The organism is Dyella marensis, from assembly GCF_049532885.1.
In the GTDB taxonomy this organism is placed as follows: Bacteria; Pseudomonadota; Gammaproteobacteria; order Xanthomonadales; family Rhodanobacteraceae; genus Dyella_D; species Dyella_D marensis.
In genome coordinates this window covers 3,140,553-3,153,591 of the sequence record NZ_CP064029.1, presented here as the reverse complement: position 1 = coordinate 3,153,591, position 13,039 = coordinate 3,140,553, and the positions used below count along the sequence as shown (strand labels likewise).

Genomic DNA, 13,039 nt, shown 5'->3' with positions numbered 1-13,039 from the left:
CTTTCAGGCTTCCGCCGTCCCGCCGCCGGTCGGCGGCAGCCGTATCTCGATGCGCGTGCCGCGGCCGGGCTGGCTGTCCATGGCGATGCTGCCGCCGCAGTCGGCCACGAAGCGGTGCACGATGCTCAGCCCGATGCCGGTGCCTTCGCCGCGCGGCTTGGTGGTGAAGAACGGCGTGGACGCATGCGCGAGCACGTCCGGCGTCATGCCGACGCCGCCGTCCTCGATGCGGATCAGCGCATGCGTGCCGTCGACCTTGGCCGAGATGCTGAAATGCCCGCCCTGCGGCATGGCGTCGGAGGCGTTGCTGGCCAGGTTCAGCAGGGCCAGTTCCAGTTCGTCGCGATCGGCCCGCACCAGCAGGTCGCCGGCGGAGATATCGAATTCCACCTTGATGCGCGGGTGGAACATCGCGGCGATCAGCGCGGACATTTCATCGATCGCCTCGCCCAGGTCGAACACCGCCATGTCGCGGCTCTGCGGGCGGCTGAAGCTGAGCAGGCGGCGGGTGAGGATGGTGCCGCGCCGGGCCGCGCGCTCGATGCGCGACAGCGCCATGTCCGGCCCGCCGTTCGAGGCGGGCGCGGCGACCAGGCCCAGGATCACGCTGAGGATATGGTTGAAGTCGTGGGCCACGCCGGTGGAGAGGCGGCCGATCGCTTCCATGCGCTGCGATTCCAGCAGCCGCGCATAGGCCTGGTCCTTCTCGTCCATGGTGCGCTGCAGTTCGCGGTAGGCGGCGTCCAGCTCGCGGCTGCGCGCGATGGCGCGCTGCGAGGAAAGAATCAGCCGGTCCAGGATGGTCGCCAGCACCAGGAAGTTCATGCCGGACAGGAACAGGCTGGACCAGGTGTCCGCGCCGGCTACGGCATTCGTCGCGCCGTGCAGGTCGCTCCACGCACCCAGCAGCACCGACAGCACGCTGCCCAGCGCCACCCACCACACCGCGGCGCGGCCCAGCAGCAGGCCGGCCAGCAGCAGCGGCAGCAGATGGATCATCAGCAGGTCCGGCTGCGCCTGCAGTCCGTAGACGGCGTAGTTGATGCCGATCAGCAGCAGGCTGCCGATCACCGTGAGGCTGGCCGACCCGCGGTAATAGCCCGCGCGTGCCAGCGCGAAGCAGACCCATGCGTAGGCGCCGATCGCCATCGCGGTCCAGGCATCCTGAGGTTGCGCGGCATCGGCATGGCGATGCGCGGCGATGGCGGCGATCGAGGCCACCGTGCCGACCGCGGCGAGAATCGCCTGCAGCATCCGGTCGCTGCGCGGTTCGGCGGCGGGGAAGGGCAGCGGCCGCCGATGCGTGAAGGACTGCAGCGGATTCGAGGAGGCTTCGGTGGACATGGCAACCGGGTCGACAGGTGAAAGGGGTGGTGATGCCACGGCGGATACAAGGATCAGGTGCATCGATCTGCGCCGCTGCCTTGTGCCGGACACGCATTGTAGGACGCCCGATGCGCAAGCCCGGCTTCGCACTTTATCCGTGACATCGGCTTCACACCCGAGCGTTGTAGTCTCCGGGCGTTTTCAGGGGGCTGAATCCACGATTTCCGCAACAAAAGCATGCCGGCGTCCGTAGGTATCCGCGGCGCCCCCATGCGGCTGTCGCCCCCGTGCTGTGGTGGTCTTGAGGCACCTCGGGGAGTCCAGCCGGCTCGCCCGTCCATGCGTCGACGTTGGCTGGAGCACATCACTTCAAAGCGTAGTGGGGCGGACCGGCAGATCGGTCCAGGGAGCGCTCTATGAAAGACACCGTTCGCCTGCGGGCAGCCGTTCCGCGTATTCCACAGCGGATCGAAGCGGCCGTTCTGCGCAGCCATGCCGAATGGGGCAACACGGAATAGCTCCATCCATCCGCGAGGCGGTGCAGTGCACCTGCCTCGACACGCATGCATCGACCGGCAGGCGTTTCATTTTCTTTTTATTGCGGTAACGACGGAAGCGGCGCACGGCCGGGCCGGCTCGTGTCGCGCGCCTCCATTCTTCAGACAGGGGGAATCGTCATGGCAGACAGCAGCAGAACCACCAACAAGTCCCGTTCGATCAGCACGGCACCGGCGTCGATCTCGACCGCCACCTTTACCGTGGCCGATTATCTGTTGACGCGGCTCAAGCAATTGCAGGTCACCGAGGTATTCCAGATACCCGGCGACTACGTCAAGCACTTCACCCAGGCGCTGGAATATTTCGACGGCGTCACCGCGATCGGCGCCATCAACGAACTGGACGCGGCCTACGCCGCCGACGCCTATGCGCGCACCCGCGGCCTGGCCGCCGTGTCGCTGCAGTTCGGCGTCAGCACCTACAGCGCGCTCAATGCGATTGCCGGCGCCTGGGTCGAGCGCAGCCCGATCGTGGTGATCAGCGCCACGCCCGGCGCCGACATGCGCGACATCACCGACATGTACGACGTGCTGTTCCACCACTCCACCGGCGACCTCAATTCCGACCGCGCCATCTACGAATACGTCACCGTCAAGGCGGTCACGCTCAGCACCAATGTGGGCGCGGCCGAACAGATCGACGAGCTGCTGGTCGAGGCGATCACCCAGAAGCGCCCCGTCTACATCGCCTGCTACAAGGAAGTGTGGGGCCAGCCCTGCGCGCGGCCGCCGGCCACGCCGCTCAAGCCGCGCGTCACGCGCAGCCCCGAGCTGGCGCTGCGCAATGCGGTGGACCAGGCCTGGATGCAGATCACCCAGGCCAAGCAGCCGCTGATCTTCGCCGGCGTCGAGGTGCTGCGCTTCGGGCTTTCCGGCCTGCTGCAGAAGATCATCGACGCCAGCGGCTTTCTCTACACCACCACCAGCCTGGGCAAGAGCGTGCTGGACGAGCAGGGCGACAAGTTCATCGGCACCTACTCGGACGCGGCCTCGATCGAGGCGGTGCGCGAGATCGTAATGGCTTCCGATTGCGTGCTGACCCTGGGCGCGATCATCACCGACGACTACCTCACCTTTATCGAGAGCAAGTACGGCAGCATGGTGCTGGCCGACACCGACGGCGTGCGCGCCGGCTATTTCAAGTACGGCGACGTCACCATGCAGGATTTCATGGAGGCATTGCTGGCGCGCTTCGTCGCGAGCAAGGCCTACCCGATCAAGGCCAAGGCGCCGCCGCAGCCGAAGTACCCCAATCCCTGGGCGGCCAACTCCGACCCGGTCTACGACGTCGATCCGCAGATCATCACCTACAACCGTTTCTTCGCCAACACGATGAAGTTCCTGCAGGACAAGAACCTGCTGAAGGACATCGTGATGACCTACGGCGTGAGCTCGGCGATGTATGTGGCGACCAATGCCTACGGCCTGGCGCAGGGCAGCTTCATCGCCTCGGCCGCGTGGCAGTGCATCGGCTTCGAAACCGGCGCGGCCTCCGGCGCCCAGCTGGGCAGCGGCAAGCGCGCCTGGACCGTGGCCGGCGACGGCGGCTTCATGATGGTCTGCCAGTCGCTGTCCACGCTGGCGCGCAACCAGCTCAACGCGGTGATCTTCGTGATGAGCAACCAGGTCTATGCGATCGAGCAGGTCTACGTGGACATGTCCGCGTTCAAGCCCGGCCCGAAGCACAAGTTCGATGCCTTCGACATCCTGCCCAAGTGGGACTACCTCGCCCTGGCCCAGGCCTTCGGGGCGGAAGGCATCCGCGTGACCACGGTGGACGAACTCAATGCCGCGCTGCCGCGCATCGCCAGGATCAAGAACAAGCCCGTGCTCGTCGAAGTCGTCATTCCGCAAAAGGATCTGCCCGGCCAGATGTACCGCCTCGGCAGCGAATAACGCTGCCAGCCACTCTCATCCAGGGAGCTACACACCATGACACAGAAGACCTATGCGATCTTCGGCGCCGGCGCCGCCGGCCTCTACACGGCCTGGCGGTTGCTGAGCGGCCAGTGCAAGCAGGCCAAATTCAATGCCAAGCAGCTGAAGAAGGGCGACATCCTGGCGCTGCACGACTGGGGCCGCTACGACTTCACCAAGCGCTATCCGGGTACCCGCGCGGCGGGTGCGCGCATCTGCACCTGGCATTACAACAACGACAAGACCAACTCCTACGTCGAACTCGGCGGCATGCGCTATTCGCACTGGAACCGGATTCCGACCAAGGAGTTCCCGGACCCGAACAACGGCCTGGCGCCGGGCCACCGCGTGGTCACCGCGGTAATTTCGCTGCTGGGGCTGGACAAGTATTCGGTGCCGTTCAACGTCACCAACAACCAGCTGTTCTATCTGCGCTCGCGCAATTTCTATCTGAACGGCATCACCTCGAATACGCCGGCGCCGTATGCGGTGAACAACTTCGGCGCGGCCACCACGCCGGACCAGGGCTTCACCATCGTGCAGGACCTGGCCACCACCAAGCCATGGGCCGATTTCACCCGGCGCGACTGGTGCTCGTTCTATCAGCACGGGCGGATTACCGCGAAGCTGCCGGAGTCCAGCGTGTTCCAGCAGGGCGATTACCTGAAGGACATCGGCTACTGGAACCTGCTTTACGATCAGCTCGGCGCGGAAGGCTACGACTACGCGGCCGACGGCAACGGCTACAGTTCCAACGTGATCAACACGCATGCCGGCGTGTCGTTCAACATCAACAACGAGTTCACCCCCGGCAGCCAGTACCGCACGCTGTCGATCGGCTACTCGGGCATGTTCAATGCGCTGTTCGAGGAGATCCTGAAGCTGGCCAAGGCCAAGGGCATCGAGTTCCGCTACCACCCCGACACGCGCCTGCATTCGATCCTGTCGAAGTCCGGCAAGGCGGTCTACACCACGGCGCTGCGCGCCGATCCCAATCTCGCCGCGGGCGGGGGCGAGGCCGATGCCGCGTGGCTGGCGATGCCGCGGGCCGCGATCGACCTGGTGGCGCAGGCCACGCGTTTCCGTGCGCCGGCCAAGGGCGAGGTGGACGTGCTCAATCACGAGAAGGTGAGCCTCTATCTCGAAGCGACCATTATGCAGCCGTCTTACAAGATCGGCATGTTCTTCGACCAGCCGTGGTGGTCGCCCGACATCGACAATCCGGCGCCGTATCCGGCCATGGTGGTCGGCTACACCATCACCCCCGACACCATCGCCGGGCTGCGCGCGCAGAAATTCCCCGCCGCCGCGCTGAAGGCGATGGCGACGATGATCGAGGTTCCGTACGAGTCGGCCGGGGACATGGTGAAGGCGATCGAGAACATCACCGAGCAGGCCTTGACCATTCTGCAGGTCAAGCAGCTCACCGCGGCTTCGCGCAACGACACCATCGGGCCCAGCGTCAGCAATTCGCCGATCCGTATGGTGGTGTACTTCGGCAACAACGCGACCACGCCGAAGAAGAAGCCGGTCTACGGCATCCTGGCCAGCTATGACGACGAGGACAACACCGCGTTCTGGCACGAGCTGGAACTGGGCCCCAAGCGCCAGCGCGAAATCCCCAGCTCGTCGGATACCCAGCCCCTGGAAGGGCCGCGCAAGGTGCCCGCGCGGATGGTGAAGATGTTGCGCAAGATGCTGGCGGAGCTGCACTTCGGCCCGAACACGGACTACACGGCCGTGCCGGAGCCGCTGGAATCGGCCTACATGGACTGGTCGCTGCCACCGTTCAATGCCGGCTATCACGAATGGGCGCCGCATTACGATATCGGCGACGTGCAGCGCAAGATCCGCAAGCCCTCGCAGCTGATCAAGGGCGCCGATGCCGACATCTTCATCGTCGGCGAGGCTTATTCCAACGATCAGGCCTGGGTGGAGGGCGCGTATTGCACCTCGGAATCGGTCTTGAACGATTTCTTCGGCATCGAGCCGATCATCGACAACAAGGCCTATCCGTTTATCTGTCCGGAAGAGTCGGTGGTCGGCAATGCCGACGACGTGGAGAAGTTCCTGCGCAATATCGATCCGGCACGGCAGTCGGAGGAGTCCGAACCCGTGTAAGGGATCGCCTGCATGTCGTACGAGAAAGCCCCGCCTTGCGGGGCTTTTCTCTTACGCATCGGCGAACGGCTTTTCGATCGATGCAGCGGGATGGATCATCCGGAAATTCAGACTAATCCTTATAGGAAAAGGACGATCCACCGAGTCGCTCGATGGATCGCACCTGTCGTCAGACGTCGGCGACGTGGGTTTCGGAGAGTGCGCCCAGGCTTAGCGACTCGGCGTATTCGCTAAGAAAGCGTACGGCGACGAACAAGCCTTCGACATAGGTCGGCGGCAACGGCCATTCGCCCGGCGCATTCGACTGTCCACTGGCCTGGCGCTCGCGGAAGGCATCGCTGTTGGCGAGCAAATCGTTGATGACATTCACCGCCATATGGATGCCGGCCAAGCGGGTAAGTAAACGTTCTTGAGAATCTTCGACCTCGTCAGTGAGATAAATCGGACGACCTAGGGGATTAGTCGCATTGCTAATTCGCAAATCGTCGGTGGAAGGGATGGTGTAGATATCTGCCGTATGATCCTGGCTAGCCATGATCGACTTTCCTGTAAGGGTTGGTTGTGGTCAGCGGGCCGGTCCGGGTTGCAGCCCTGCCGGCCCGCGCTTTTTTTGTGGCGGAAGCAGGATGGTTGCGTGCGAAGTGATGCAACACGCAACTTCGCCAAGCTAGCAAAGCATGGTGAGAGTGTCTGTCGGGTGAGGACGACAAGCGGGATGGGATTTGCGTAGGTGTGTTGCGGATGCGCGTGGTGCGTGGGGATGGCAATCGTGTTGAGGTTGAAGAGTTGTGGTGTGAGTGAGGTGTTTCAAAGAGCGGTGTTTTAGTTGGAGCGCGATGCTTGTTTTCGATCGCTTCGAATTTTCAGATCGAGCAGCGGCGAGATTCAGCGCATCGCTCCGACCGGCCCCTCACCCCGACCCTCTCCCCGGAGGGGAGAGGGGGATGACGGTAGGCGCGAAAATCGAGCGAAGAGCACGCGGCGCAGCCGCGGCGTTCCGCTGTTGCGCTTCTGCTCTTGATCCACCGGGTCCCCTTGGCGCCGGCGGTGAGGGCTGGACGAAAAGGCCCCGCAGGGGGCGGGGACACGATGTCCCCGCCTTTTTGATCAGGGCATGGATGCCCTGTCAAAAAGCCCGGCCAGCCCTCACGGACCCTCAGCAGCTTTGCTGCTGAGGGCGCCAAGCAGGGTGCCCTCTCTTTTTGGTTACTTTTTCTCTGGGCACGCAGAGAAAAAGTAACTCGCCCCGCGGCAGCGGGGCGAAACCCTCGCCAAAGGCGAGACCACCAGACATCAACACAACAACCAAGCGACACCACCACCAAACACAACGAGCACCCCCGAATCAGGCGAACTCTGATATGCCACCAAGCACGCTACGATATTTCTCAACCACATATCAGACCACTCCATGTCAAACCGAATCCTCGAATCCGTCATCATCGACGCCCCCGCATCCACCGTATGGGAAACCCTCACCCACCCCCAGCTCATGCGCGCCTGGATGGGCGACCCCGCCATGCAACTCGAAGTAAGCGCGGACTGGCGCATCGGCGGCGCGGTCAGCGTGCGCGGCGTGCACACCGGCCGCTTCGAGAACCGCGGCACGGTGCTGGCCTTCGAACCGGAACGGCGCCTGAGCTATACGCACCTGAGCTCCGTATCCCGGCTGCCGGACGAGCCCTCCAGCTACACCGTCTTCGAGTTTCGCCTTACGGCGCTGGGCGAGCAGACCCGGCTGGACTTCGAGGCGCACAGCTTCCCCACCGAAGTGATCTTCCGCCACCTGGCCTTTTACTGGGGCGGCACGCTGGATGCGATCGCACGGCAGGCAGCGTCCCGCCATGGCGGCGAAAAGCATGCGTGATATTCCTAAGAAATCAGAATTGACTGAATGAGTCCTGCCGGAAAGCCGCTCGCACATTAGGTTTTCCTGCGATTTTTCCTGCTTTTCCAATCTGCTGTCCCTTATCCATTTCCTAGTGTTTTGGATCGCGCCGATTGCTTTTCCGCGCACCGCTGTTGGAACGTTGCTGTAGGCGAGCAGGAAGAGCGTTGTAGGCCATCGGCATGGGAACGAGCAGATTCTGGATCGGCCGGCTAGCGGCGATGGCCTGGGCAGCCTGCCTGTGTTTCTCTGGCGCGGTCCCCGCGGCGGACCTGTACTGGTGCGACGGATGCACGCCGGAGCAGGAGAAAGCCATGCTCGGGCGCGTCGAGCACGGCCAGGCATGGTCGGAGGTCTATGTCGGGGATCCCTCCACGCGCACCCTGCACAAGTACGGCGTGGCGCGCAGCTGGGGCCAGGCGTTGCCGTACGACGTGCGGCGCAAATGGACCGAGCCGGAAGTCGAATCGGCGTTCGCCCAGCTGCTGCGCTTTCACGACACCGCCCCGATGGGCTGGAAAAAGACCTATACGCTGCGCATCGTCGATTCGGCCAGGGAGGCGGTGGACTATTTCAATCGCCAGGTCATTCCGGTTTCTGACTATCCCGATCCCGGCATCTCGGTCTACGACGTGCTGGAGGACGCGCGCCAGCGCCGCTATTTCGAAGGCTACGTGCAGGCGGACATCCTGCGCCGGATTCCGCTGGACCTCGGCATCACCCGGCGCAGCCTCGCCTATCTGCGCACGACCGACAGCGCGCGCAGCCCGGTGGTCAGCGTGCTGGTGCAGTTCGCCGATGGCAGCCGTATCGCGGCCCGGCTGGACATCGCCGCGGGCTTGATGGTGAAGATCGACGAGCGCAGCGCACGCGATCCGCGCAACCGCGCCGTTTCGGCCATGCCGCCCACGGATGGCGCGCAGCCGCGCATCCAGGCGGCTGCGGGCGAGGGCGGCGGCTGGGCCAGCGGCGATTGCATCGCCGATGCGCTGCCCGGCATGGGCGGCTGAGCCGCAATTTCGGAGTTCGCCGCATAGCGCGCGGCTTCGTGCTTGTCCATGCTGCACCTGTCCCGGCACCCAAGGCGGCGCTCTCCGAGGCGCGGGTCCGTGACGTCCACCCGTGCGTTCCTGCGGTGACGCATACCGCAGTCGTTCTTCCCCCGAGACGGATTTCTCGGGGGTTTTTTTGGCCTCCCTCCAAGGCCGCGCCGCGCATCCAGGAATGTGACGAGGCCAGCAGATGCCTGCCAAGGCGGCTCGCGCCTCTCCACTCCTTGCCGCCATTGCGCTAGCTTCCGCCCGATATCCACGCGCGCCCCGGCGCCGGCCTGACGTTGCGCCTGGCCGACGCCTACGACCGTGTCATCGGGCGCCGACATTGAAGCAGGGGGAGTACAAGATGTTCGTTCGCCGTCCGAGATGGCCCGCCTGGCCGGTGCTGCTGGCTTCGCTGTGCCTGGCCGCCTGTACCCAGGCGCCGGTGAAGTCCGGCCAGCCGGTGGTGGTGGCCGACCATGCGCGCTTCTCTTTTCTTACGCCGACCCTGGTGCGCATGGAGTACTCGCCCGGCGGCACCTTCGTGGATGCGCCCACCGCGGTGATGCAGAAGCGCGACTGGGCGCCGGTGACCGTGCACGTATCGCGCGAGAAGGGCTGGCTGGTGGCCGGCACCGACGCCATGACCCTGCGCTACCGCCTGAATTCCGGCCCCTTCAACGCCGACAACCTCAAGGTGACCTGGACCGCCGGCAAGCCGGGCGAGTGGCACCCCGGCGCGGACGACGCGCAGAACCTCGGCGGCCTGACCTATTCGCTGGACAACGTCAGCAAGGCCAACCTCACCGGCAATCCGCTGGAAAGCCCGGTGAACGACGTGATCCCCGGCATCGAGGTAAAGCTGGAAAAAGCCAGGCCCGGCCTGCTCAGCCGCAGCGGCTACGCCTTCGTCGACGACAGCGGCACGCCGCTGTGGAACAAGGCTTCGCAATGGATCGAGCCGCGCAAGGAGCGCAGCGGGCAGGACTGGTATCTGTTCGCCTACGGCAACGACTACCGCAAGGCGCTGGGCGAATATGCGCAGCTCAGCGGCGAGATCCCGATGATCCCGCGCTACGTGCTCGGCCCGTGGATCACCGATTTCAACTTCGAGTACTTCCCAGGCACCGCGGAAGCGAAGCAGCCGGCGTTCCAGCGCTATAACCAGAAGATGCTTGAGGACGAGGTCACCCGCCTGCGCGCCGCGCGTATTCCGTTCGACACCCTGGTGCTGGATTTCGCCTGGCACAACTACGGCTGGGACGGCGGCTACGACTGGAGCCCGCTGATCGCGCAACCGGACCGCTTCGTCACCTGGCTGCACGGGCGCGGCGTGAAGCTGGGGCTCAACGACCATCCCGGCTACGCCAATACCAGGGAAAGCATCCTGTCCTTCGACGACAGCCATGCGCCCGGCGTGCTGGAGGCGCTGGGCAAGCCGCCGCTGGTGCGGCCGTCGTTCGATCTGGACCTCTCCGGCCGCTGGCGTTTCGCGATCGATCCGCGCGACGCGGGTATCAACGCCAAGTGGTACGCGTCCGACTTCGATGCGCGCAGCTGGAAGAGCATCCAGACCGACCGCTCCTGGCAGGTGCAGGGCCAGCCGAACTATGCGGGCGTGTCCTGGTATCGCGCCGACGTGCGCCTGCCGGCCGATCTGCCCAAGACGCTGTACCTGGTGCTCGGCGAGGTGGACCGGAGCTACCGCATCTTCGTCAACGGCCAGGAGCTGCAGCACAGCCAGATCCAGTGGCCGCAGCGGCTGACCTATACCGACGTCGCCGCGGTGGCCAGGCCAGGCGAGACGATCCATATCGCCCTGCGCGTGGAACCCGGCCGCGGCGGCGGCGGCCTGCTGCGCGGGCCGGTGGCGCTGCGCGACGTGCATCCGCCGGAACCCATCGCGTTCGATCTGTCCAACCAGCGCGAAGCGGAGATCTTCATGCGCCGGCTGCACGAGCCGCTGATGCGCCAGGGCGTGGATCTGTGGTGGGTGGACGGCGGTGGCGGGGCTACCGGCATGCCGGGCCTCAATCCGCAGTTCTGGACCAACAAGGTGTTCTACGACTTCGGCGCGCAGGCCACCGGCAAGCGCGGTTTTATCCTCGGCCGCTACGGCGACTGGGGCAGCCAGCGCTATCCGGGCTTCTTCACCGGCGACACCTATTCGGAATGGCCGGTGCTGGCCTACGAAGTGGCGTTCACCGCGCGCGGCGGCAATGTGCTGGTGCCTTACATCAGCCACGATATCGGCGGCTTCCACGGCGCCAAGATCGACTTCGACCTCTACGCCCGCTGGATCGAGTTCGGCACCTTCAGCCCGTTGCTGCGCATGCACAGCGCCCACGCCAATCCGCGCGAAGGCAATGTGCGCATGCCGTGGATGTATGGCGACAAGGGCCTGGCGCTGATGCGCAAGTACTTCACCCTGCGCACCCAGCTGATTCCCTACATCTATTCCTACGCCTGGATCGCGCATACCGAATCACTGCCGCTGCTGCGCCCGCTGTACCTGCAGCATCCGGAGCTGGAGGAGGCCTACAAGCAGCCCTACGAGTATTTCTTCGGCGAAGACCTGCTGGTCGCGCCGGTGCTCGACACTAGCGGCCAGCGCACGGTCTATCTGCCGCCCGGTCAGTGGGTCGATTTCTTCAAAGGCAAGCGCTATCAGGGCGACACCACCTTCACCGCCCGCTACGCCACCGACGACATCCCCGTATTCGCCCGCGCCGGCGCTATCGTGCCGATGCAGCCGCCGAGCGACTATTCGGACGCGAAGCCGCTGGACACGCTGATCCTGCACGTATTCGGCGACGGCGACGGTAGCTTCTCGCTGTACGAGGATGACGGCGTGTCGCTGGATTACGACAAGGGCAGCCATGCCATCACCACCATGCATCACCGCACCGGCCAGGATGGCACGCATGAGTTGACGATCGACGCCGCGCAGGGCGAGTTCAAGGGGCAGGTGCAGAAGCGCGCATACGAACTGCGCCTGCATACGGCGAAAAAGCCCGGTGCGTTGACGGTGGACGGCAAGCAAGGGCCGGCGTGGAAGTGGAATGCGAAGGAAGGCGTGGCGACGGCAACGGTGCCAGCACGCCCGGTGCGCGAAGCGGTGCGCTTGAGTTGGCATTGAGCGAGCGCGAGTTCGCCGCCCAGGGTTACGTCATCATTCCCGATGCCGTAACCGCGGCGGCCTGCGATCGTCTGCTCGGGATCGTTGACGCCAGCGAACACACCGGCGCTGGCTCGCGCCGCCTTCTGCGCGAGCCGGCGGTGGCGGAGATGGCGGCGCAACTGCAACAACACCCATCCATCGCCGCGCTGTTGCCCGCAGCTGCGCGCGCCGTGCAGTGCACACTGTTCGCCAAGACTCCCGACACCAACTGGTCGGTGACCCCGCACCAGGACCTGAGCGTGCCGGTCCAGCAGCGCGTGGACGCGCCAGGATGGTCCGGCTGGTCGGTCAAGGAGGGCACAACATTCGCGCAACCGCCACTGGCGGTGCTGGAGCAACTGCTCGCCGTGCGGCTGCAATTGGACGACGATGCCCAGTCAACCGGCCCACTTGAGGTGTTGCCCGGCTCCCATCGCGGCGGCAGGCTTTCCATGGAGGCACTAAGAGCGCAGTTCGGTGCGCCACGGGTCCGCTGCATCGTCCCCAAAGGCGGCGTGCTTGTACTGCGACCACTGCTGGTTCATGCATCCGGCAAGGCGAGCGGGGTAGGGCAGCGGCGCGTGCTGCATTTTCTATACGGCCCGCCTCTTGAAGATGGCGTCGCCTGGCCAAACTACGTTTCGCGCTGAGCGGGATAGAGCGAGAAAAGCTTGAAGCGCTTTTCTCCGCTTCATAGAAATGCTGTCGCTAGAGCCGCCCCTCACCCTGCCCTCTCCCCGGAGGGGAGAGGGGTGAAAGCGTGAGGTAGGCAGGAACGAAGAACCAAAGCCGGCCTCAGCTCCTGAAAATCCTCTCGGCCACGGCACGTTGAAGCAGCCGCTACGTAAACGCACTGTCGTTTCGTGTAGACCCAGGTTAATCAGACTACCGCAGCCGTCCACTGCTCCTTCTAGTCGCGTCGCGAGCCTTGGCTCTCAGGCCATTCTCTCTTTGGTTACTTTCTCTTTGGGCCAGCAAAGAGAAAGTGACTCGGGCGCCGGCAGGCGTCCGAAATGCCCGCTGCATAAGCGGC

The 13,039-nt window shown here is 64.6% G+C and carries 8 protein-coding genes; 6 read left to right on the top strand and 2 right to left on the bottom strand.

Translation table 11 applies throughout. The annotated features are described in order from the left end of the window. Positions 1-3: 3 nt before the first annotated feature. Positions 4-1,344 carry a sensor histidine kinase gene (locus tag ISN75_RS13530; RefSeq protein WP_167258649.1) on the bottom strand — a complete coding sequence of 447 codons (1,341 nt, stop codon included), beginning with the start codon at positions 1,342-1,344 and terminating at the stop codon, positions 4-6. A gap of 659 nt (positions 1,345-2,003) precedes the next feature. Here ISN75_RS13530 and ISN75_RS13525 point away from each other — a divergent pair. Together ISN75_RS13525 and ISN75_RS13520 are read left to right on the top strand one after the other, a co-directional pair. Then, positions 2,004-3,779: an alpha-keto acid decarboxylase family protein gene (locus ISN75_RS13525; RefSeq protein ID WP_168647145.1), complete on the top strand. Its 1,776-nt coding sequence runs from the start codon at positions 2,004-2,006 to the stop codon at positions 3,777-3,779. Positions 3,780-3,815: 36 nt separating this feature from the next. Next, positions 3,816-5,921 carry a hypothetical protein gene (locus ISN75_RS13520; RefSeq protein ID WP_208399928.1) on the top strand — a complete coding sequence of 702 codons (2,106 nt, stop codon included), beginning with the start codon at positions 3,816-3,818 and terminating at the stop codon, positions 5,919-5,921. Positions 5,922-6,090: 169 nt separating this feature from the next. On the opposite strand, the gene ISN75_RS13515 is transcribed toward ISN75_RS13520, so the two are convergent. Beyond that, on the bottom strand, positions 6,091-6,456 hold the full coding sequence (locus tag ISN75_RS13515; protein ID WP_168647146.1) for a hypothetical protein: 366 nt from the start codon (positions 6,454-6,456) through the stop codon (positions 6,091-6,093). A gap of 876 nt (positions 6,457-7,332) precedes the next feature. Here ISN75_RS13515 and ISN75_RS13510 point away from each other — a divergent pair. The 4 genes from ISN75_RS13510 (at position 7,333) to ISN75_RS13495 (ending at position 12,656) form a co-directional block, all read left to right on the top strand. Next, positions 7,333-7,788: an SRPBCC domain-containing protein gene (locus ISN75_RS13510; protein ID WP_343820121.1), complete on the top strand. Its 456-nt coding sequence runs from the start codon at positions 7,333-7,335 to the stop codon at positions 7,786-7,788. Between the two features lie 335 nt (positions 7,789-8,123). Beyond that, positions 8,124-8,819 carry a hypothetical protein gene (locus ISN75_RS13505; protein WP_343820119.1) on the top strand — a complete coding sequence of 232 codons (696 nt, stop codon included), beginning with the start codon at positions 8,124-8,126 and terminating at the stop codon, positions 8,817-8,819. A gap of 391 nt (positions 8,820-9,210) precedes the next feature. Further along, the gene (locus tag ISN75_RS13500) at positions 9,211-11,985 is read left to right on the top strand and encodes a TIM-barrel domain-containing protein (protein WP_343820118.1); all 2,775 of its coding nucleotides are present in this window, start codon (positions 9,211-9,213) and stop codon (positions 11,983-11,985) included. Next, on the top strand, positions 11,982-12,656 hold the full coding sequence (locus ISN75_RS13495; protein ID WP_343820117.1) for a phytanoyl-CoA dioxygenase family protein: 675 nt from the start codon (positions 11,982-11,984) through the stop codon (positions 12,654-12,656). Before ISN75_RS13500 ends, ISN75_RS13495 begins: the two co-directional genes overlap by 4 nt. Positions 12,657-13,039: the final 383 nt, after the last annotated feature.